Raw genomic sequence first — 23,100 nt, forward strand, 5'->3', positions numbered from 1 at the left:
TTTGACAGTATTTCTGGCCCTGCTACCATATAGGGATGAAACACTGGAAATACTTGAGCGCGGGCGACATTGTTGATGTTATTGCACCCTCTTCTTACACTTCAAAAAAGAACTTGAAAGCGGGGGTGGAGTATCTGAAATCCTTAGGGCTTGTTGTGCGAATGCCTAAGGATTTAGTGAGGCCGGATTTCGTTTATGCGAACAATACCAAAAAGACTTTAGAACACATGAAAAAAGCTTTTTACAGCAAAGACAGCAAAGCTGTTTGGTGCTTAAGAGGTGGCTCAGGTGGATTCCGTTTGATGAATGAACTTTATAAATGGAAAAAACCGAAACACAAAAAAATATTCATTGGGATTAGTGACACAACATTTATTCATCTCTTTTTGAATCAAAAATGGGGGTGGGCGACGCTTCATGCTCCTATGGTTTCCATGCTTGGACCCAAAAAAACCAGTCGCGCAGAGAAAAAAGATTTAGAAAAAGCGATCTTCGGAAAGTCCAATAAAGCCGTATTCAATAAACTCACTCCGATGAATAAGGCCGCTCTTAAAGCAAAAAAAATCAGCTCTGAAATCGTTGGTGGAAATCTGTGTATTGTAGAGTCTACGGTAGGAACGTTCTATGGGCCAAAGTTTGCTGGAAAAATTGTTTTTTTAGAAGATATCGATGAGCGTGGATATGCTCTTGAAAGATCTCTGGAACATTTAAGAATTGCGGGAGCCTTCAAAGGCATCAAAGCCGTGGTGTTCGGTGATTTTGTGGGCGGTGAAGAGCGCGATGGTAAAGATTTAACGATGACTGCCCTCAAGCGTTTTGCTGAAAATTCTCCTTTTCCAGTGGTGAGAGGGGTGAAATCTGGTCATGGTGCTTTGGTGAGAACGCTACCATTTAAAACTCACGCGGATTTATTCTTAGGCAAGAAGGCGACCCTCGTTGTGGATACGGGTGGGAAATCCTAGTGGTTGAAAAGAAGATCAAAAAAGTTTTAGAGCCATTTGTCGGGAGCGTAACTCCTGGTTTGATGGTTCAGGCTTTTTATAAAGGGTCTAAGGTTATCGATCTCAAAGTGGGCGAGACTTATCCGTATTACGATCTTGCTTCGCTGACCAAAGTTCTTTTTACGACGACACTTTTTATGAATCTTTATGGGAAACAACCCAGAATTTTAGAGGATAAAGTTTTAAAATACATTCCTTGGTTTTTTCATCCTTCGCTTGCTGTAAGACAACTTTTAACTCATACCTCAGGGCTCACTTGGTGGAAACCTCTCTATAAATCTCTGAATATGGATCTACATCGCGAAGCGAGGTGGGAAGCCTTGAAGCCATTGATCGCTGCGGAGAAATTAGAACTCACGCAAAAAGCGGTTTACTCAGATTTTAATTTTTTAATGCTCGGATATTTGTTAGAAGCAGAATATGAAAAACCTTTGAGTGAATTATGGAAAATGGTTCAAGAAGAGTTTGGGCTTACACATACAAATTTTCATATCGACAATAAGCCGGTTTTCGATACAAAAAAATATGCACCCACCGAGCAATGCCCATGGAGAGGAGTGCGCCTCCAAGGACAAGTGCATGATGAGAATGCATTTGCACTGGGTGGTGTGGCTCCGCACGCAGGACTCTTTGGACCCATTGAAGAGCTCTCCCAATGGATTTTGAAGTTGAGAGAAATATATTTAGGGAGCGACAATAAGAAAAGTTTTTTTATCACTTCGGATACGGCCCAAACTTTTTTTCAAAGAGCGATTTCTCCAGAAGTTGGGGACTTTGCCTTGGGTTTTATGATGAAGAGCGGACAAAATTCGACCGCGGGAAATCTGATGTCGAGAAATACCATTGGACATACGGGATTCACCGGAACGTCCACGTGGTTTGATTTACAAAATGATTTAATCGTGAATGTCGTTTCCAATAGAGTTTATTTTGGTAGAGACAACGTTGAGCAGACAAGGCAGATGAGAATTGCAATTCATGATGCAATATTTAGAGAGGTCGTACATGGGTAAGCATACAGGAAAGCATATACATTTAATGGGAATTTGCGGGACGGCAATGGCATCATTGGCAGGGTTATTCAAATCTCTGGGAGCCAACGTTACGGGAAGTGATCAAAACGTATATCCTCCCATGTCGACTCAATTGGAAAAATTAGGAATTAAAATTAAAGAAGGTTACAAAAAAGAAAATCTAATTCCAAGACCAGATCTAGTGATCGTTGGAAATGTGATTCGTAAGGATTATGATGAGCCGATGGCACTATTAGCGTCTGATATTCCTTATACATCACTTCCTAAAGCCATCGGTGAATATGTGATCGAAGACCGTCACTCTATCGTAGTGAGTGGCACGCATGGTAAAACTACAACAACCTCGATGATGGCGTGGGTAGCAGAATGCGTGGGGGAGAAGCCAGGATTCTTAATCGGAGGTATTCCAAGAAATTACACTTACTCATTTAAAATCCCTGAAGGAAATTTCTTTGTGATCGAAGGTGACGAGTATGATACGGCTTTCTTTGATAAAGTTCCTAAATTTGTGCACTACAAACCAAAATCAGTAATTTTAACTTCGGTAGAGTTTGATCACGTGGATATTTACAAAGATATGTCGGAAGTTAAAAAAGCTTTCGATCTTTTAATGAACCTCATTCCAGCGGATGGAAATTTGATTTCTTGGGCTGAAGGAGAACATGTTGTCGATGCAGCAAAGAAATGCAAAGCTAAAAATAATTTGTCTTATGGTTTAAATAAAGGCGATTTCCAAGCCAAAAATATCACTTTTGATAACGATTTCTGTCAATTCGATGTGGAATTAAAAGGCGAAAAAATTGACCACATAAAGTTAAAAGCTTTTGGGAAACATAATATTTTAAATGCCCTCGCAGTTTACGCGCTAGCAAAAACCTTAAATTGGGATTTGGCAAAAGTTAGAAAAGGGTTAGAAACCTTTGAGGGCGTAAAACGTAGACAAGAAATTATTGGAACTCCCAATAATATCACGGTGATTGAAGATTTTGCCCATCATCCAACGGCAGTGGACGTGACAGTGGAGTCCATCAAAGAAAGATATCCTAAAAATAAAGTCTTCGCGCTATTTGAACCCCGATCAGCGACTTCTAGAAGAAATATTTTTCAAGATGATTATATTAGTGCCTTTGCAAAAGCTGACGTGACAATTTTGCCTGATGTTTATAGCGCGCAAACGCTCAAGGAAGATGAAAGATTATCTCCGGAAATCATAGTGAAGGCTCTTCAGAAAAAAGGCAAAGAAGCCCACCTGATTCCACATATCGATGATATCGTCAGTTTTTTGAAGAACAACGCCAAGCCTGGAGACGCAGTTCTCGTTATGTCTAACGGCGCCTTCGGTGGAATCTATCAAAAAATTCTCACCGCGTTGGCAAAATAAAGATCATAGAATAAATTTTTCTTATCGAGAGCATTTGCAATCCCTTGGATAACCTAGACCAAAGCAGGTATTTTAATGGATGTACACTATGTTAGCATGATTTTATTACTCAACCTTTAGCTAGTCTGGCCTAATTGTTTGTGCAAAACCAAACAAGGGGTGGGAATGAAAAAGCTTTTAGTATTATCAACGTTAGTTCTATCGGTTTTCTTGGGGACAGGAATCTCTTTCGCAGCGGACAGTGAAGTGAGTTACATCGTGCGCTTTAAGCCACAAGTAAATGCTAATAAAATGATGGCTGTAAGATCATTTGCTGGAGCAAAATTAGAAGTTCTAGTTCCAGAATTAAATCTTTATAAAGTTACAATGCCTGCATCAAGACTCAATATGCTTTCAGTCTTGAGAAACAATGAATCTGTAAAGTACGCTCAAGCTGATCATTCTGTGAAATTGAGAGAAGTCGTTCCTAATGATCCAAGTTTCGCTCAACAATGGGGTTTGAAAAATCCAAATGGCGCGGACATCAAGGCCACAGAAGCATGGGCTCTTGGAACAAAAGGTACAAATCTGGACGGTCAAGATGTAGTCGTGGCCGTTGTTGATGGCAGTGTTGAAGTTGGTCATAAAGACTTAAAAGAAAACATGTGGGCGAACAAAGGCGAAGTTGCTGGGAACGGTATCGATGACGATAAAAATGGTTATATCGATGATATCCATGGCTGGAATGCAAAAACCAATAGTGGAAATTTAGGAGCAGCAAACGGCCACGGAACACATGTAGCGGGAACAGTGTCTGCAAAATCAGATAACGGGAACCAAGTTGCTGGTGTTAACTGGAACGTAAAAATTATGTCGGTCAATGGTGCTTCTGGAACAACTTCCGTTGTGGCAAAAGCTTACGGTTATGTATTGAAGCAAAAGAAATTATTTATAGAATCTAAAGGTGCTCAAGGCGCAAACATTGTAGCCACTAATTCTAGCTTTGGTGTGGACCAAGCGAATTGCGCAAGCTCTGACTTCCCAGTTTGGAATGATCTCTATGAAGAAATGGGTAAAGCGGGAATTATTTCAGCGGCAGCAACTGCCAACGCAGCTTGGGACATCGATGCTGTAGGTGACGTGCCAACAGGTTGTGCGAGTGAGTATATCTTTGCTGTGACCAACACAACAAACATGGATAAAATCAATGACGGTGCAGGGTGGGGAACAAAGATGATTGATATTGGTGCTCCAGGTACGGATATCCTTTCAACTTACACCAACAATTCTACAAGTTCATTGACGGGAACATCAATGGCAACTCCGCATGTGGCAGGAGCCGTAGCATTCCTTCACACAGTTGCGTCTCCGCAATTGGCAGAGATTATCAGAAATAATCCGGCAGAAGGTGGATTGATCGTTAAAAAAATCTTAATGGAAACCGTAGATCCAATTGCAGACCTCAAAGGCAAAACAGTATCTGGCGGAAGATTGAATTTGGCAGAAGCTGCTAAAAAAGCTTACAACTACGTATCTAAGAAATAATATTTAAGAATCTAGGGCGAGGCTCTCTTTATTTGAGAGTTCTCGTTTGCTTAAGCGGCCTGTTTTTTGCGAACGTATTCAAGTTTCATCCAAGTACGGATTTGTTTACGAACGGCATCACCTACGCCGACGAACACAAATTTACATTGGTAGTCGTTGTTTCCTTGAAGTTTATCTGACTTATAACATCTTCCGATCACTTCGGCTTGCTTGTCTGTTTTGAAAACCGGCGAGTAGAATGTTACATATTCACCGGGTTGATAAGCTCGGTTGCATCGTAAGATCAATCCAAATTCACTGATGTCTTCAATAACAAAGTTGTAAGCCACGTTCACAGGTTGAACTGTCGGCATGGTGTAGAGTTCTTTTTTGTAAGAACCATTGGTCGAAACTAGCAACGAAAATTTTTGTCTAAAATTTGGAGCATCAACGGGTTTCAAGATATAATCTAAGAAAAGTCCACCGATGGTCATCTTTCTTACAAAATCGATATCTTCGTTGTAGCTCAAGAGCACTACAGGGACTAATTTGTTCTGCTCTAATGTGATTTTTTTTCGGAATTCTTCCATGTACTTTGTAGGGCTTCCCGTAATTTGTGAAGCTTCCATAAAGATAAAATCAAAAACCTTTTCATTGATGGCTTTGTAAACGTGTTCCATCGGATCTAATGTTTTTCCCTTAGGGATTTCTTCCGGTGGAATAGGGGGAGGAATAATAAAGGTGTGCACATCCTCGGACTTATGAGAGGCAGCTTCATCTTCAGAGCCAGTCAAAGCCAAAGCTTCTTTCATCAGCTTTAGATTGGCTTCGTCTTTATCTATTAAGAGAATCTTTGCCATAAAAAATTACCTGTACCCTCTAATGACTTTTCGCCTTAAGTCTCTAAACACTTAACTTAGACTTAAGAATAGAAATTATAAGATACGCTTATGTTCACTTTGAGAATGAAATAGTAAGAGTGTTGTACTATTGTTGCTTTTAAGAAGGGCCGACTACGATCCGGACAATGTTTTTTCATCTGCTAGCAATAAATGTCACTATCTCAAAATGAGACGAATCAATCATGCATAACCTAGTTTTATTCGAGATGGATGGCACTTCGCTTGCCTATATAAAGGTAGGAGAACTATTTTATGAAAAAGTCATTAGTCGTATTAACACTTATATTCATGAGTTTAAACTTTGTCGCTTGCGCGCAAAAGAAAGACAGCAAGACAAGGCTAACAAAAGGCTCAGGAAGAGAAAATGGCGTGGCTACTCAACAAGAAATGAATGGTTGGAATACCTTGAACGCTTACTCGGAAGAGACAGAGCTTTCGACTGACAATCCAGATGCGGCAGCAAGAGCATTCATCAATAACGATCCTGTATTCCTTGGTCCATCGCAAGTGAACTCCATTTCCATGAGATTGGTTTTTCTAAACAATGGTCAATTCGATGCTCAAAAATCCATGATGGGTTTAAGATTTTATGATTCAAATGACCCTCTAGTTTATTTCCTCGGTAAAGGCAATGGTAGAACTGCTACATCAGGTGTTATAAACGGGAATAGAGTTACGGTTACATTCGCAGATATGAATGAAGATGGAGCATCTTTAGGAAATGTTGTAATCGACGGTGTGATCAGCGGTCAAAGATTCACAGGCAAAGTGATCTACGGTGACGGTACAGTTTTAGGTAATTTTAACGTGACTAGAGCTTACGCAATCTTCCAAAACTAATTAAGAAAATTAGAATTTACATCCTAAAAAATTAAGCCTACCATGATTTCCATGGGGCTTAATTTTTTAAATTCTTCCGGATCAATTTCAGAGCAAAATTTAAGAACCGTTTTATCCGGTGATTCTGCCATTGATTTTTCTAGATTGGAAATTTCGAATCTAGAATCAGCAAATCAATTCATTCAGTCTTATGGCTATAATGCTACCAAGAGCGAAGATGTGGAAGAGCTTTGGGGAATCCATAGAAAATCCGTTTCTCTTTTGAGAGAGCATCTGATGGAAGACGGGGAGAAAATCCCAGATGAATTAGGTGATCCTTCACTTTTAGGTGAGATTGGAAACCTTTTAGTGATGGCCAGCCAAAAAGAACAATCAGAAAGACAGCGTTGGGCTTGTGCGATTTTAAAAGTGATGCATGCTTATGCCCACGTAAAAAATGATTTATTCAGTCAGTTTTCAGATCAAATCCAAGATCAAATTTTAAAAAGATTTAAAAATCATATTGTAGAAGATCCTGCGTTTGGAGTAAAGCTGGGTTCTGGCGAAGGTGCTATTTCTTTGCATAAGTTCGAAGTAAAGCCTTTCAAAAGAACTTCAAGCAGTGTGATCAAACTCCTTTCTAAGAAAAATGCAGTAGCGATCAATCTTCTGGATCGTTTGGGAATTCGTATCGTCACAAAAAATGTTTTTGATGCTTTCCGAGTGATTGATTATTTAATTCGTGAAACCATCGTGAGCTTTCCCAACGTTATGCCAGAGCAATCTCATAATAATTTGTATCCCGTTAATCTTTTGTTGGAAGTTATGAAATCTCAACCCAATGCCGAGAACATCAATCAAATTCTACAAGAAAAAATGGGATCATCAGAGGCTCGTGCAGAATTCAAGGTCAAAGAGAATGAATTCTCCGCGACCGATTATAAATTTATGAAGTTCATTTCAAGGCAGTTGATTGAAGTTGAATTGGGAGGCAAAGTGATCCACTTCTTTTTTCCTTATGAAGTTCAAGTTTTAGATTACGACACTTACATCAGCAATCTCTCTGGTCCGCAAGCTCATGAGCAGTACAAGAAAAGACAAAGAGTGGCCGCAAGATTACGAGTGTTTGGAAAGTGACGGTGTTTTGAGATGATTTACATATTGCGTGTTTTAGGTTTTTTAGCGGCGGTACTTGCGGGTTTATTAACCATTTTTTTTGCTGCGGTAGTGATGCTTTTAATTTTTGTAGGTTTAAGATCAAAAATTGATTACTTCATTCACAAGTGGGCCGTGATCGTAAACTTTTTGGCAAGGGCAGAGGTTCATGGTTCGGGAAATGAAAATGAGCCTAATGAACCTTGTCTATTTGTTTTCAATCATGTGAGTTTAATTGATATTCCAGTGGCACTGGCCGTCATCAAAAAAATGATTCGATTTGGGGCGAAGAAAGAGCTTTTTATGATTCCAGTTTTTGGGCAGGCTATGCATCTTGCCGGAGTTTTAAGAATCAATCGTGGGAATCGCAATAGCGCGATCTCTACACTTAAAAAAGCCCACGGTAGAATAACGGAAACGGGCCAATCTTTTATTTTAGCTGCTGAAGGCACGCGGATGAGTGAGAACAAACTGGGAGACTTTAAGAGTGGTCCCTTTGTTTTGGCGATTGATTCTCAATGTCTCTTGGTGCCAGTTGTAATTTACGGGGCTTATAATGTTATGCCGAAGAAAGATCTCTATTTCAGACTTGAGAAAAAGCACAAAGTTTTCGTAGAGATTTTGCCACCAATAGATACCAAGCAGTATACGTTTGAGGATCGTCATGAAGTCAAAAAAATGGTTAGAAATCAGATGTCTGAGGCCTTTGAGAGGTTAAAAAAACTCGACTCTCACAGATAATCTATGGTACGAATTAAAAATGAGGTTTTTATACACATTTCTAACGGCCTTTGCTTGCTTTGTAGCGACAGTAGTCACTGCTGCACCTCATTCACGAACTCAAAACAAAGAGTTGATCGGAAATCTTGCAGTTTCAGATATTCTCATTCAGCCACGTTTTATTGCGACGGAAGACGATACTAATAACTTTGAACTTGATCGCAGTTATTTCTTTCTTTCGTGGAAAATGAATAACCAACTTTCTGCGCACTTTGGAGTAGGCAGACAAGATCTCGTCAATCACAATGCAAGGCTTTCTATCAACACAGATGCCAATACAGTTGCTAGTTATGATGATTTTTCTTTTTTTGAAGCTTACGCGCAATTGGAAACAAAGTACGGAACAGTAAGAGCGGGAGTTATTCCCCTGATGTTTGGCTGGGAAGGCGTTCATAAAGAATCAGAATGGATTTTTCCAAGAACATTATTTTATGGTGGAGAAGACGAATCTTATCGCATGCAAAATTTTGGTCTAAGAGATCAAGGTGTGGCTTATTACGTTGACTACAAAAACTTTTATACTCAGGCAGCAGTTCATAACGGTGAGAATGGAAAAGATCTAGACGGAAAAATTTGGCATACCGCGGTTGTAGGTTGGAAAAATAAATCTGGCCTTGAGGGCGCGCTTTCAATGTCGAATGGAAAATACCAAAGTAAAACCAATACAGATCCAGAGCTTGATTTTTCTTACGGGAATGCCTTTTTTGGATTTCAGTTCTATGACCTAATGCTTTTAGGCGAGGGTTTTGTTGGCGAAGAGAAAAGAGAGTTTGAACTTACGCCAGGTGAAGGCCTCAAGAAAAGATTTTGGGATTGGCACGTGGATGCAAGTCATCCTATCGTAAAAGGTGTAGCCGGTCTTGCTCGCTATGAAATCTATGATCCAAATTCCAATGCAGAAGCAGATAAAACACAAAGATTTATTTTAGGCGTGGGTTTTTCCAATGAACTTCGCACTTCTAACCTCTATCTTTGGGGAATCAAAAATAAAGAGGAAGGCGTAGATCTCAATAACAATCAATTTATGGTTGTTTGGAAAGTTCGTTCCCTTTCAATATTCTAATAAAAATTTCGGAGAACAATATGACTATCAAAGCATTAGGTGTGATCGGCGCGGGACAAATGGGAAATGGTATTGCACAAGTGGCGGCAAGCATTGGCCTTGACGTTGTCATGTATGACATTTCAGAAAAGGCTTTAGAAAAAGGCTTCAATACAATTTCTGCCAGCTGCGATCGTTTTATTAAAAAAGAAACTATGAAGGAAGCAGATAAGAAAGCTCTTCTTTCAAAAATTAAAACAACTACAAAGATGGAAGATTTTAAGAGCTGCCAAGTAGTTGTTGAAGCTGCGACGGAAAATTTGGACCTTAAATTAAAAATTTTTGCTGAGCTTGATAAAGCCACCAGCCCTGAAACCATTCTTTGTTCGAATACATCTTCAATCTCGATCACAAAAATTGCTTCGGTAACTTCTAAGCCTCAAAACGTGGTGGGCATGCACTTTATGAATCCGGTTCCATTGATGAAGTTGGTGGAAGGCATTCGTGGACTTCAAACGTCGGATGAGACTTTCAACACGGTCAAAGGCTTGGCGGAAAAAATGGGAAAAACTTTTGTTGTTTCTCGTGATATGCCGGGATTTATCGTGAATAGAATTTTAATGCCAATGATCAACGAGGCGGCGTACGCGCTTTATGAAGGAATTGCGGAAGTGGAAGCTATTGATTCGGCGATGAAGTTGGGAACAAATCAACCGATGGGCCCACTGACTCTGGCGGATTTCATCGGCTTAGACACTTGTCTTGCAATCATGAACGTACTCCACACCGAAATGGGAGATACAAAGTATCGCCCCTGTCCACTTTTAAAAAAATATGTGGAAGCGGGTTGGTTGGGTAAGAAGACAGGTCGCGGGTTCTATACTTATCAAAATTAAACTGATCACATAAGAAAGAAAATTATGTTTGAAAATCTTCTTGTAGAAAAAAAAGATAAAGTCACAGTTGTTACCATCAACAGACCGCAAGCATTAAATGCTTTGAATACAGGCGTGTTGAATGATTTAGAAAATTTTTTTGGTTCTTTAAAAGAAGATAAATCCACGCGCGTGATCATTCTCACAGGCAGTGGGGATAAGGCCTTTGTTGCTGGTGCTGACATTAAGGAAATTTCAACGCTCAATCAAAAAACTTCTCAAGAATTTTCTCTAAAAGGTCAAAAAATATTTTCTATGATCGAGTCTCTACCACAAGTAGTGATTGGTGCGATCAATGGCTTTACTTTGGGTGGAGGCTTGGAGCTAGCACTTTCTTGTGATTTTCTAGTTGCCACTCCAGGATCAAAATTTGGTTTGCCTGAAGTGAGTCTAGGCTTACTTCCTGGATTTGGTGGAACGCAGAGACTCTCAAGATTAGTGGGGCTGTCCAAAGCTCGTGAAATGATCTTTACAGGAAAGCATATAGCTTCAGATGAAGCTTTAAAAATTGGATTAATAAATCAAGTTGTAGAAGGATCGCCAGTGGAAGCGGCTTTGGTTATCGCAAATAAAATTATAACAAATGGTCCTTCGGCAATTGCTCATGCAAAACGTGCTATCAATAGCGGCTTTGATTTGGAATTGTTAAAAGGTCTTCAAGTAGAAGCCGAACAATTCTCACAATTGTTTGATAAGTCCGAACAAAAAGAAGGCGTCGCTGCTTTTATGGAAAAAAGAAAACCGCAATTTTAATAGGTAAAATTCAAATGAATCATGTCCCAGAAGTACACAGTCCAAAAAATCACATTCGAATCATAACGGCGGCATCACTTTTTGATGGTCATGATGCCTCGATCAACATTATGAGACGTATCTTGCAAGATGCGGGCTGTGAAGTGATTCATCTTGGACACAATAGATCAGTGCAAGATATCGTACGTGCCGCGCTTCAGGAATCTGCGCAAGGAATCTGTATCAGTTCTTATCAGGGCGGGCATATGGAGTTCTTTAAGTACATGAGAGATCTTTTGGATCAAGCGGGCGCGGACTACGTAAAAATCTACGGTGGCGGTGGCGGCACGATTGTTCATGATGAGAAAAGAGAATTAGAAGCTTACGGTATCTCTCAAATCTTTCATCCTGAAGACGGAAGAAAGCTAGGTCTAGAAGGCATGATTCAGGTGATTGTGAAGGGTTGTGATTTTGATATTTTAGAACAATCGCAAAAAAACTCCCAGATTAAAAAGAAAGTAGATTCTTCTCAAGATTCATTGGTTTCTCAACTTATTTATGAGAAAGAATTGGGCCTTGCTGTAACTTCCGTTGACGAAGAAAAAAAATATTCTGGAGACTTACCTTCACTTAAAAAAAGAACTCCCGTAGTTCTTGGAATTACTGGAACTGGTGGGGCAGGTAAATCAAGCCTTGTGGATGAAATCGTACAAAGATTTATCTACTGCTTTAAAGATATTCGCATCGGTGTTTTCTGTGTGGACCCAACGAAGAGAAAAACGGGTGGAGCACTATTGGGTGACCGTATTCGTATGAATGCTATTGAAAGCAGTCGCACGTTTATGAAATCTATAGCTTCTCGTGGATCAGGTAGAGAGATTTCAAACTCATTACCAAAAATTTTAGAATTCGCTAAAAAATCCAATCAGTTTGATTTAATCATTGCGGAAACCTCAGGCATTGGCCAAGGTGATGGTGCGGTGACGGAATTTTCGGATGTTTCACTCTATGTGATGACTTCAGAGTTCGGTGCGCAATCGCAATTAGAAAAAATCGATATGATCGATTACGCAGATATTATTTCGATCAATAAAGCCGATAGAAAAGGATCTCTGGATGCTTTAAGAGATGTTAGAAAGCAGTACAGAAGATCTCGCAAAGTCTTTAAGGATATGTCCGGAAAAAATATGTCTGGAACAGAAATCAAAGATGAAGAATTGCCTGTGTTTTTGACCCAAGCTTCGCAGTTTAACGATGAAGGCGTAAATAAGCTTTTCTTTTCTATTTCGGATAAGGTTTTTGAAAAAGGTTTAACTTCATACAAACTGTCAGCGGATCAAAAAAAAGATCTTCGAGCGACCCAAAAACAAACTCTTATTCCTTCAGAGAGAAAAAACTATCTTTCCCAAATCGTACAATCGGTTCGAAAATATAAGAAAGAAGCTCTGGATAATGCAAAATTAGCTTCTGAGCTCTATGCGCTTAAAAAATCGGAAACTGCCGCACCGGAATTAAAAGAAGGATTAAAGAAAGCTTATGACCAAAAAGCTAAAAAACTTTCCCATGATGATTTAAAAGCTTTAGAAAATTGGGACTCATTCCAAGAAAAATATGCGGGAGATGAATACTCGTATCAGGTGAGAGATAAAATTTTTAAGCAACCTCTCACAAAAATTTCTTTGAGTGGATTAAAAATCAAAAGAGTCGTGGTCCCTTCATTTCAAGATTGGGGCGAGAGATTTAGATTCTTAAAACTAGAAAATGCTCCCGGAGAGTTTCCATACACAGCAGGTGTTTTTCCTCTGAAGCGCGAAGGTGAAGATCCTAAGCGCCAATTTGCAGGTGAGGGAACTCCAGAAAGGACGAATAGAAGATTTCACTATCTTTCAAAAGATGACGAGGCCAAAAGACTTTCCGTCGCATTTGATAGCGTTACTTTGTATGGAGAAGATCCGCATCTTCGTCCTGACATTTACGGAAAAGTGGGCGAGAGCGGTGTTTCGATTTGTACTTTGAATGACATGAAAAAACTTTTGGATGGTTTTGATCTCTTGAGTCCTTCAACGTCGGTGAGCATGACGATCAATGGACCAGCGCCAATCATTCTCGCATTTTTTATGAATGCGGCGACAGACCAGCAAGTGCAAAAAAAAGAAAAAGAACTTGGACGAATTTTAAATCCAAATGAATTTGCAACTGTTCGCGATGAAGTTTTAAAAGCAGTACGCGGAACTGTTCAAGCCGATATTTTAAAAGAAGATCAAGCTCAGAACACTTGCATTTTCTCAACAGATTTTGCGCTCAAGATGATGGGCGATATGCAAGAGTACTTTATAAATAAACAGGTTAGAAATTTCTATTCAGTGAGTATTTCTGGTTACCATATCGCGGAAGCGGGTGCCAATCCTGTGAGCCAGTTGGCCTTTACGCTTTCTAATGGATTCACTTACGTGGAATATTATTTATCTCGTGGGATGAAGATTGATGACTTTGCGCCGAACCTTTCGTTCTTCTTCAGTAATGGTTTGGATCCTGAGTATTCAGTATTGGGAAGAGTCGCGCGCAGAATTTGGGCGATCTCGATGAAAGAGCTTTACGGAGCCAACGATCGCTCGCAAAAATTAAAATACCATATTCAAACTTCAGGCAGGTCACTGCATGCTCAAGAAATTGATTTCAATGATATCAGGACCACATTACAGGCCTTGATTGCCATCTATGACAACTGTAATTCGCTTCACACCAATGCCTATGACGAAGCGATCACGACGCCGACAGAAGAATCGGTAAGACGTGCGATGGCCATTCAAATGATCATCAATAAGGAATTTGGACCGGCCATCAACGAGAACACACTTCAGGGTTCTTATTTCTTTGAAGAACTTACGGATTTAGTGGAAGAAGCGGTCTTAGAAGAATTCCTAAGAATCAACGATCGTGGCGGCGTACTAGGAGCCATGGAGACACAATATCAAAGAAGTAAAATCCAAGATGAGTCCTACCATTATGAAATGCTTAAGCACACAGGGAAGCTTCCCATCATCGGGGTGAACACATACATAAATCCCAATACTCAAGTTGAAGGTTATGAGCCACCAAAGATCGAGATGGCCAGAGCTACAGCTGAAGAAAAACAAAGTCAGCTCAAAAATTTAGAGGCTTATCAGGATAAAAATTCAAATGTCTCTGAGAAGTGCCTTGATCAATTACGATTAGCAGCCCTTAAGGGCGAAAATATTTTCGCCGCCCTAATGGAAGCTGCAAGACATTGCTCACTAGGCCAAATGACCCACGCCCTTTATGAAGTCGGCGGAAAATATAGAAGATCGATTTAAACGGCAACACTTATTTGTCTGAGATTATTTAATTTTATTGTATTTTCCTAATCTTTCGAAACTGATGGAATTCTACCACTACGAAATGCTTAAGCACATTGGGAATGTTCGAGACAATGCAAAAAATAGGGTTTTATGATAAAAATATCTGTAAAAAAATTAATTAAGGACATCGACCCATGCATTTCCTTGTTTGATTTCTGTATGATTTGACGAGAATGTATCCAATATTTTCCAGAGAGACTTTTCTTACAGATTTTATTTCTTGAGGCGATGCTGAATACAAAATAAATTGCTCTGCAGAATTATCGTTTGGAATTCTTTTCGCCTTTCCTTGAGCACTATTTATCTCAATATAAAGTTCAATATGTAAACTATTTATATAATCGTACTCCTCTTTCAAGCCTAATTTCATACTTGGATAAAGAAGATCAATATTTGGTACTTCTAATTCAAATAGATAAATACTCTTATTATCTATGTTTTTATAGCGAATTTTTTCATATGCGACAGCTAAAGAGACTTCAGGATGTTCAGAAACAGAAAGGGTTCTTGTCTTCTGGGAGTTGCCTCCGCGCCGGATCATCTCTAAAAGGTGAGCGTTGAAAGTCATCTGTTCTCTGCTATTGACTTGAATGAATTTTCCACGACGATCCTTTTCAATCGCAAATTCATGAATATTTTTCTTATCGAACCTTACAACTGCAGAATGCATACCGTAATTTGAAATTTCGATAGCTTGCGAGTCTGTTAAAGCTAGCGCACGGTAAATTTTTTTGGTTCCTAAAGATTTACTAAAAACTTCTCGCGCCTCCCATGGATCCGTGCTGAGTAATTTTTTTTGTTTTACAAATCGAATGAATTCATCTAAGCGAAGAACGACACCTGGATCAACGATCAATTGAGCAAATTTGTGATTGAGGGTATTGAGTTTTTCAAAGGCTGTAACTCCATGCTGGCCGTAAAAAGACTTTCCGTAATCAAAGAAATTAGAGTCAAAAAAATTGGTCACCAACGATGCCTTTTTACGCAATAATTCAATTCTGTAGTTATAAGATGTTTCTTGAGAAAAAAGATTTGCACATAGCTGCTGAGCATGGCTCCAATTTGGAGCACAGATGATCAGCAAGTATACAATGAACGCCAATTTATTACTTAAAAAATTCATTTATTTTATATAAGCATACTTTATGCCAAAGTTAAAAAATAATTGATTTTATTCAACGCTGGGGATTAGCAAAAATTGTCTCTAAGATCCAATAGTTCATCATCTATTTTGTAGTAATTTAAGCTTCAACTGTTGCCAGATTGTTGTAACGATTTTCCTACAGATTCATAACCAATATATAACGTGTAATATCGGCTTCTTATCTTTAATTTTTATGGAACAGTGTTTGCTTTATAAGGAGATGGATACGTGTATAACAAGAGGAAAGAAATGCGAGCTCAGCCTATTTTTAAAACTTTATTGATCATCCTGGTGATCGCCGTATGTTTTGTCTTTGCCTACATCAAGGATGCTACGGCCGCAAGCTATGGTGACTTGGGTGGAAAATTAAACGGGAAAAGCTGGATTATGGCTTCCGTAGTTTTAAAGAAAAACATTGTAGAAGACTTAGAAGTTCTTGTTTTAGAATTTAGAGATAAAAACATTGCAGACTCTGAGCTGTGCAAAGACGATATGGATCCGAATAAACTACTTGTACAAATTCCGGTAAATATTCAAAACAATTTAAAAATGCCGAACTACGAAGAAATTGTTATTCGTATGAATGGCAATAACGATATGAACATTATGAGTGGTATTCCAAAAGTGCAGTTGGACATGAAGGATTTAAATTTCGTGGGACGAGCTTTTGTTGGAGGAGTTTTAGAGCTTAAAAGCGATAAATTTGCCACGGATCTTGTAGGAAAATTTGCGGCAAGAGTGTGCAATTGAGATTTTTAAAATACAAAGGTGTGATTATGAAAAAAATTATTTTAGTGCTTCTAGGATTACCGCTCATGTTGGTTTCATGTGCGAAAAAAAATGACGATGGTAACCTTCAAGGCATCTGGATTGGCCAAGTGAAGTCTGGCGATGTTGCATTGCTAAAAGACGTTGGTGCGGCGGCTGGAGCAAACAGCTCGCTGACCACCGAGAGCCTCTTCTATAAATTTGACAGCGGAAAAATTGTGACTTACAAAGCCAAAGATTTTGATAATAACAATAATCAAACAGAACAAGAAGTGGGTACTTACACAGCAAATGATGGCGTTCTCACCATAAATATTGAAGCACATTCGTGTGCAAATACTAATATTCCAGGACTGACAGATCGTAAATTAAAGAAAGTTGTTCCATACAGAATTTCTGAAGACTTTACTGAGATGACCCTAACTCTAAAGTTCAATTCAAAAGTTGTTTTCAAGAAACTAGAGAGCACCGATGCGGATGATGCGCAAAATTCTGTAAATTCTTCGGACGTGGGTTGCTTTGCAGGCGGTGGTTTATTTAAAGCAAACGCCGTTCAAAAACCAAAAGAAGAAGTTAACTTGGAAGAAGTTCGTAAAATTCAAGAAGAGGTTGACGAAGCAGGCTTGAACGAGGAAGCTAAGGAAGAAGCAGAGTAATTCTATTTAAAAAGAGAGAATCGTGAATCTTTCTAGAAGAGAAATTATATATTTTGTCTTAGGTGGACTCTTTGTCACGAATGCTCTTTTGGGCGAAATCATCGGCGTAAAATTAATCAGTCTTGGCCCCTATACAATGACCATGGGTGTGATTCCTTGGCCTGTTGTCTTTATCACTACAGATTTAGTAAATGAGTATTTTGGAAGAGAAGGCGTCAAGAAACTCACTTACCTTACAGTAGGTCTAATTCTTTACGCTTTTTTGGTAATTTATCTTTCTATGCTTATTCCTGCGGCAGGTATATCGCCAGTCAATGACGAGGTTTATAATCAGGTATTTGGGCAATCACTCTGGATTATTGTTGGGAGTATTACGGCATTTATTGTAAGCCAATTGATAGACGTTTCGGTTTTTTGGTTTTTCAGAGGAAAGACCGGCGGCAAAATGCTATGGCTTAGAGCAACAGGATCGACCATTATTTCGCAGTTGATCGATACATTTTTAGTTATGGGAATTGCTTTCTGGCTTCCCGGAAAGATGACGACGGAAGATTATTTTAACGTATCCCTAACAAACTACACATATAAGATACTGGTGGCTCTCAGCATCACGCCCATCATATATATTTCTCATAGCCTTATTGACCGATATTTCAAAAAAGCATAGATTTTATACGTGAAAATTATTTTTATAAAATACATCATGTTTGCTACGGTCTGCCTATTTTCTGGAATTGCTTTTGCTCAAGAAATTACTTTAGAGCAAGCTTACAGTGCGGCTCTAAAAAATGAAAATTATTCGAACGAAGGAAAAGGCATTAGAGGTCAATCTAGAGCCCGCTTAAAGCAAGCAAGATCTTATCTATTTCCAAAAGTAGACGCCGTTGGAAAATACGAAAAATCAAAATTCGAAGCTGATGCAACCGGTGCAGAAACTGAAGACACCATCAAAAGTTACGGTGCAACTTTAAGACAACCTCTCTTTCAAGGCGGATTGTTTTCTGGCGTACAAAGAGAAAAGGCTTTAGACCAAGCAACAGATCTCCAATTGAAAGTCAGAGACTTAGATCAATATTTGGCGGTGGCACAAAGTTATTACCGTATCCAAATTCTGGAGAGTACTTTAGAAGTGATCAAAGATGTGAATCAGGTGAGTTCAAAAAGAGTAGGGATTTTAAAAAGAAGAGTGCAAATTGGTAAGTCCAAGCAAACTGATGTTTTAACCAATGAAATCCAATACCAAAATTTAAAAATAGAATTGAGTCAGGTAGAAACACAACTTTTAGCAGAGAGAGAACGCTTTGCCGATTTAACCGGCCTTTCTACAAAGGCACCGTTACAAAAAGTGACAGAGGTTCCTGTTCTTAAGCCTTTCACTTATTATTCTAGTAAAGCAGAAAAAACTTTGGATGTAGAGATTCAAGCCAAGAGCGCCTACATTGCCGAAAAAGATGAATCCATTAAGGATATGCAACATTTTCCGAAACTTTATTTGGATCTAGCGGCAACTTACAACGAATACGAACAGCCTGCAAACATTGACGGAAGGGAGCTTTCGGGCGCGTTGATGTTGGAGTTCCCATTATTTTATGGTGGTAGAACGAGTGCGGAAGCTCAAGAAGCGAAGTGGAAAAAAGTTGCGGAGAAATCTAAGCTTGAAGCTTTGAAGCGTGATACGGTTGTCGATATCACAAATCAATACAATGAATTCAAAAAATGGATTGAGCAGTACAAGATCTATGAAGACTCGTTGGTTACCGCTAGAAAAAACTATCAAATTTTTAATAAAGAATCAAATTTAGGATTGGTTTCTAACTTAGAATTACTAAATTCACTCACCACATATCTAGACACTAAAAAAGCCCGCGACGAGGCTTTCTATCAACTAAAAATTTCTGAACTGACATTGGGTCGATTGATCGGCGAACGCAACTAGGGAGAAAAATTTTTGAGTTTATCAGAGTTCTTTATACGCAGACACGTATTCACGTGGATGATCATGATTGGTCTTATTGTGTTTGGTCTATTCTCCTACCAAAGAGTAGGGATCAGTGAATTTCCTGACGTGGATTTTCCTGTCGTCAGCATTTCCATCAATCGTGAAGGCTCTTCTCCGCAGTTGAATGAAATTGAAATTGCCGATCGAGTGGAGAATGCTCTTTCGTCCGTACAAGGTATCAAAAAAATATCTTCGACTTCGAAGACTGGTAGTACAGAGATTGTTGCTGAATTTGATTTAGATAAAGACATCGATGTTGCAGTTCAAGATGTGCAATCCGTGCTTTCAAGAATTCAAAGACAGCTTCCGGATGATATTGATCCTCCTTCGGTAAGAAAAACAAATCCTGAGGACAGCCCGATTATGTGGCTCGGGATTTCTTCAAAAAAACTTTCTCGTTTTGAATTGATGGGACTGGTGAGAGATCAAATTCAACCCAAATTTTCCACGGTTGACGGAGTTGCTGATATTTTTCAAGGCGGTTATGTTGAACCGAACTTAAGAGTTTGGGTTGACGCTCAAAAGTTGAGAAGACTGGATCTTTCTGTAAATGATTTAGTGAGTAGTATTCAAGCGGAGCACGCCGAGTTGCCTGCGGGACTTATTGAAGCACAAAACGAAGAGTTGAATGTCAGAACATATGGTGAAGCCACGACCATTGATGATTTTTTAAAACTTCCAATTCTAAAGCGCGGTGGTAGTCCTAACTATTCTCCAATCCAAATGTCCGATGTGGTTACTGCGGAATTGGGTTTAGAAAGTAATAGATCTTTAGCGAGAGCAATGGGTGAGACCTCTGTAGGTCTTGGTATAAGAAAGCAGCGCGGGGTAAATGCAGTTCAAGTTGCAGACAATGTCAAAGCTAGGCTTAAAGAAGTACAAAATCAATACAAAGAAGATCTGAATATCACTGTTAACTTTGATACTACAACTTTCATTAAGGAAGCCATTGACGAATTGATTCACACTTTAATTTTTGCAGCGATCCTCACATCTATTGTTTGTTTGATATTCTTAGGATCATTTGCTGCCACGGTGAATGTGGTGTTGGCAATTCCTACGGCACTCATTGGAGCATTTATTTTTGTAAATGCTTTTGGTTATACTTTAAATACCTTCACTCTTCTTGCTCTTTCTATGGCGGTGGGGATTGTAGTCGATGATGCCATTATGGTACACGAGAATATTACTCGTCACGAATCCATGGGTAAAAAACCTCTGCTCGCATCCATCGATGGTGGTAGGGAAATTTTCTTTGCCGTCATTGCTACGACATTTTCGTTGCTGGCGATATTTACACCGGTGGCTTATGTTCAGGGCGTAATCGGCAAATACCTTGCGCAATTTGGTTTGATTTTGAGCGTGGCCGTATTTTTATCCATGATTGAGGCTCTGACTCTCACGCCGATGAGGTATTCGCAGTTCAAGGCACGGGAAGAAGCATTGGGAAAAAAGGCGCATGATCCAACAAAACCTCCGTTGTTTGAAAGAATTATGCATCCGATTGAAAGTCTTTATAATAGAACTTTAATCCTAGCATTGAATTATAAAATATCAGTGATTGTGGTTTCGGTGGTGATCTTTTTATTATCACTTTTGATTTTAAAAGGCGTACCTAAAGAATTCACTCCATATCAAGATGTCGGAAGAGTCGCTGTTATGCTAAGAGCTCCACTTGGAGTTTCTATAAATTACATGGATGAAAAATTAAAAGAGATCGAAGCTATTTTGGCAAAAAGTCCTTCGGTGGAAAGATTTTTTGGATTTGTCGGCGGCGGCCAAGTGAATTCGGGGAGACTTTTTGTTACTTTAAAACCCAAAGATCAAAGAGAAGGCCAAGCTGAGGTTGCAAAAAAACTCAGAGAAGAGTTGAAGGGCATTAAGGGAATGCAAGTTCTTATTCAAGATAATGCTTCGAGAGGATTTTCAAGTGGGAGAGGTTATCCGGTAGAATTTGCTGTTTTGGGACCGAATTTTCAAACTCTCTCTAAACTTTCTGAAGATTTAAAAAAGAAAATGCAAGATTCAGGATTTATGACAGACGTGGATAGCAATTTCCGGGAAGGTTTACCTGAAGTTCAAATTCTTCCCAATCGCGATGCGGCCGCTTTAAGAGGGGTGAGTGTTGCGGATATCAATTCCACGATTCAAGCTATGATTGGTGGGGTAGTAGTTGGTCGATACACGCAAGATGCTTATCGATATGATATCCGCGTAAGACTTAAAGAAGATAACCGCAGTAAAAAAGAAGATATTTTAAAACTCTTTGTTAGAAATAACAGGGGAGAGATGATTCCGCTTTCAGATCTGGTGACTCTAAATCAAACTACGATTTTACAGGAAATTACCAGAGAGGATAGGCAAAGAGCCATTAGCTTAACTGCCAACGTAGCCGAGAATTCGTCACAAGACGAAGCAATGGCATTTGCAAAAAGTCTATCCACGGAGCTTCCAGATGGTTATCAGATGAAGTTCAGCGGTAGTGCCGAGGCTTTTCAAGAAACTTTTCGAGGTTTGATCTTGGCGATGATCTTGGGAATTCTTGTGACGTATATGCTGCTCGCATCACAGTTCAATAGCTTTTTGCAACCCATGATTATTTTGCTCGCGATTCCCTTCAGTTTGTCCGGTGCATTTTTTGCGCTCTTGGTCTTCGGGCAAAGTATTAACATCTACAGTATGATCGGTATTTTATTGGTCTTGGGTTTGGTACTCAAAAACTCAATCATGCTTGTCGATTTTACTAATAAAAAACGGGAAGAAGATGGACTCAGTGTCGTTGAAGCATTGAAGGTGGCCTGTCCATTGAGATTAAGACCCATCATCATGACATCGCTTGCGACCATCGTGGGAGCGCTGCCGGCGGCTTTGGCGATTGGACCGGGAGCAGAGTCGCGCATTCCTATGGCGCTTACAATTATTGGTGGGATGGCGATTTCTACGTTCTTTACTCTTTACGTCGTGCCTTGTGTTTATGAAGTTGTGATCAGGGACAATAAAATTAAGAGTTCGTGATTTGTCTATATGCAGGATCTTAAATAAAAAGAGGTTTTCATCTAGTCTTTGTCGATGAAAACCTCTCCCAGGGAAAATTCTATTTTAAACTTCTTACTTGCTAATCTCATCGGCGATAGCTTTGATATCTTTTCTATCCATGCTATTGCAGAAGTTTGTTGTTACACCACCAGTTAATTTTGAAAGCTTGTCATAGATTGGAGCTTTAGAAGCTTCAACGCCGTGACCATTGCACGTGCTATCTTCGGGACGGAAGATCACTGAGTGAACTTTCAATTTTTTACCCGGCCATTTTGCTTGTACCGCTGCGATAAATCTTTCTGGCGCATACACATCGCCACCGCTTTGATCTCTATCCGCGATGATTACGACATGAAGAGGAGCATCGTTTCTAAACAACTGTTGAGATTCAGATCTCTTGATCGCAAGTTCTGCTGCCGTGATACCTTGTTGATATCCTGAAGCGTAGAATGGACATCTTCGGCTATCCACTTGGATACAGATGGCTTCTGGTCTCATGAGTGTCGCCAAGAAATTTCTTGAAGTGTATTCACCCATTGCTGAAGTGATAACACTTTGTCTTGGTACAAGAGGAATACCTGGGCCAGACACTGGAGTTCTAAGAATTTCCGCCAAACCACCAGCTTCATAAGCTTCTGCTCCTGAAACATCGCCGCTTGTAATACCGATTCTATAGTCGCCTTTTAAATTTTTGATAAAATCTTTGAATCTATATGGAACAGTATCTCTCAATTCGCTGAACATAGACTGAGTGTTATGAACTACGAACAAGATATCTGCTTTACCTGTTACAACTGGATCAACTGGATCAACTGGATCAACTGGGTCAACTG

19 protein-coding genes are annotated in these 23,100 nt (G+C 39.4%); 16 read left to right on the forward strand and 3 right to left on the reverse strand.

Annotation, left to right across the window (positions count from 1 at the left end; genetic code table 11):
• Positions 1-35: 35 nt before the first annotated feature.
• The 4 genes from V4596_03290 (at position 36) to V4596_03305 (ending at position 4,940) form a co-directional block, all read left to right on the forward strand.
• A complete protein-coding gene (locus tag V4596_03290; GenBank protein ID MES2768146.1) occupies positions 36-962 on the forward strand; it encodes an LD-carboxypeptidase in 927 nt (308 codons plus the stop codon).
• Positions 962-2,014, forward strand: coding sequence for a serine hydrolase domain-containing protein (locus V4596_03295; protein MES2768147.1), 1,053 nt, complete (start codon positions 962-964; stop codon positions 2,012-2,014). The genes V4596_03290 and V4596_03295 overlap by 1 nt, the downstream gene beginning before the upstream one ends.
• Positions 2,007-3,416: a UDP-N-acetylmuramate:L-alanyl-gamma-D-glutamyl-meso-diaminopimelate ligase gene (gene mpl, locus V4596_03300; GenBank protein ID MES2768148.1), complete on the forward strand. Its 1,410-nt coding sequence runs from the start codon at positions 2,007-2,009 to the stop codon at positions 3,414-3,416. Before V4596_03295 ends, mpl begins: the two co-directional genes overlap by 8 nt.
• Before the next feature lie 165 nt (positions 3,417-3,581).
• Positions 3,582-4,940 (forward strand): S8 family serine peptidase, encoded by a 1,359-nt coding sequence (locus V4596_03305; GenBank protein ID MES2768149.1) that lies wholly within the window; start codon positions 3,582-3,584, stop codon positions 4,938-4,940.
• A gap of 50 nt (positions 4,941-4,990) precedes the next feature.
• Here the strand turns inward: V4596_03305 and V4596_03310 are convergent, their stop codons facing one another.
• A complete protein-coding gene (locus tag V4596_03310) occupies positions 4,991-5,779 on the reverse strand; it encodes a hypothetical protein (protein ID MES2768150.1) in 789 nt (262 codons plus the stop codon).
• 294 nt (positions 5,780-6,073) lie between these two features.
• On the opposite strand from V4596_03310, the gene V4596_03315 reads away from it, so the two are divergent.
• From V4596_03315 to icmF, 7 genes are read left to right on the forward strand one after another with little or no spacing between them, the layout of a single operon-like run.
• Positions 6,074-6,661 carry a hypothetical protein gene (locus V4596_03315; protein MES2768151.1) on the forward strand — a complete coding sequence of 196 codons (588 nt, stop codon included), beginning with the start codon at positions 6,074-6,076 and terminating at the stop codon, positions 6,659-6,661.
• 51 nt (positions 6,662-6,712) lie between these two features.
• Positions 6,713-7,777, forward strand: a complete 1,065-nt coding sequence (locus tag V4596_03320; protein MES2768152.1) for a TIGR04552 family protein — start codon at positions 6,713-6,715, stop codon at positions 7,775-7,777.
• A gap of 12 nt (positions 7,778-7,789) precedes the next feature.
• Positions 7,790-8,536 carry a lysophospholipid acyltransferase family protein gene (locus V4596_03325; GenBank protein ID MES2768153.1) on the forward strand — a complete coding sequence of 249 codons (747 nt, stop codon included), beginning with the start codon at positions 7,790-7,792 and terminating at the stop codon, positions 8,534-8,536.
• Between the two features lie 19 nt (positions 8,537-8,555).
• Positions 8,556-9,638, forward strand: coding sequence for a hypothetical protein (locus tag V4596_03330; protein ID MES2768154.1), 1,083 nt, complete (start codon positions 8,556-8,558; stop codon positions 9,636-9,638).
• 20 nt (positions 9,639-9,658) lie between these two features.
• The gene (locus V4596_03335; protein MES2768155.1) at positions 9,659-10,513 is read left to right on the forward strand and encodes a 3-hydroxybutyryl-CoA dehydrogenase; all 855 of its coding nucleotides are present in this window, start codon (positions 9,659-9,661) and stop codon (positions 10,511-10,513) included.
• A 24-nt stretch (positions 10,514-10,537) separates the two neighbouring features.
• The gene (locus V4596_03340; GenBank protein MES2768156.1) at positions 10,538-11,305 is read left to right on the forward strand and encodes an enoyl-CoA hydratase-related protein; all 768 of its coding nucleotides are present in this window, start codon (positions 10,538-10,540) and stop codon (positions 11,303-11,305) included.
• Positions 11,306-11,319: 14 nt separating this feature from the next.
• Positions 11,320-14,619: a fused isobutyryl-CoA mutase/GTPase IcmF gene (gene icmF, locus V4596_03345; protein ID MES2768157.1), complete on the forward strand. Its 3,300-nt coding sequence runs from the start codon at positions 11,320-11,322 to the stop codon at positions 14,617-14,619.
• A gap of 163 nt (positions 14,620-14,782) precedes the next feature.
• On the opposite strand, the gene V4596_03350 is transcribed toward icmF, so the two are convergent.
• A complete protein-coding gene (locus tag V4596_03350; protein ID MES2768158.1) occupies positions 14,783-15,787 on the reverse strand; it encodes a hypothetical protein in 1,005 nt (334 codons plus the stop codon).
• A gap of 249 nt (positions 15,788-16,036) precedes the next feature.
• On the opposite strand from V4596_03350, the gene V4596_03355 reads away from it, so the two are divergent.
• The 5 genes from V4596_03355 to V4596_03375 are packed head-to-tail and all read left to right on the forward strand — an operon-like array spanning position 16,037 to position 22,246.
• Positions 16,037-16,558: a hypothetical protein gene (locus tag V4596_03355; GenBank protein ID MES2768159.1), complete on the forward strand. Its 522-nt coding sequence runs from the start codon at positions 16,037-16,039 to the stop codon at positions 16,556-16,558.
• A 26-nt stretch (positions 16,559-16,584) separates the two neighbouring features.
• The gene (locus V4596_03360; GenBank protein ID MES2768160.1) at positions 16,585-17,232 is read left to right on the forward strand and encodes a lipocalin family protein; all 648 of its coding nucleotides are present in this window, start codon (positions 16,585-16,587) and stop codon (positions 17,230-17,232) included.
• A gap of 22 nt (positions 17,233-17,254) precedes the next feature.
• Positions 17,255-17,899 carry a queuosine precursor transporter gene (locus V4596_03365; protein MES2768161.1) on the forward strand — a complete coding sequence of 215 codons (645 nt, stop codon included), beginning with the start codon at positions 17,255-17,257 and terminating at the stop codon, positions 17,897-17,899.
• Between the two features lie 9 nt (positions 17,900-17,908).
• Positions 17,909-19,168, forward strand: a complete 1,260-nt coding sequence (locus V4596_03370) for a TolC family protein (GenBank protein MES2768162.1) — start codon at positions 17,909-17,911, stop codon at positions 19,166-19,168.
• Positions 19,169-19,180: 12 nt separating this feature from the next.
• A complete protein-coding gene (locus tag V4596_03375) occupies positions 19,181-22,246 on the forward strand; it encodes an efflux RND transporter permease subunit (protein ID MES2768163.1) in 3,066 nt (1,021 codons plus the stop codon).
• A 93-nt stretch (positions 22,247-22,339) separates the two neighbouring features.
• Here the strand turns inward: V4596_03375 and V4596_03380 are convergent.
• A partial coding sequence (locus V4596_03380) for a hypothetical protein (GenBank protein ID MES2768164.1) occupies positions 22,340-23,100 on the reverse strand: 761 nt, incomplete at its 5' end.

This window comes from Bdellovibrionota bacterium (genome assembly GCA_040386775.1).
Lineage (GTDB): Bacteria > Bdellovibrionota > Bdellovibrionia > Bdellovibrionales > JAEYZS01 > JAEYZS01.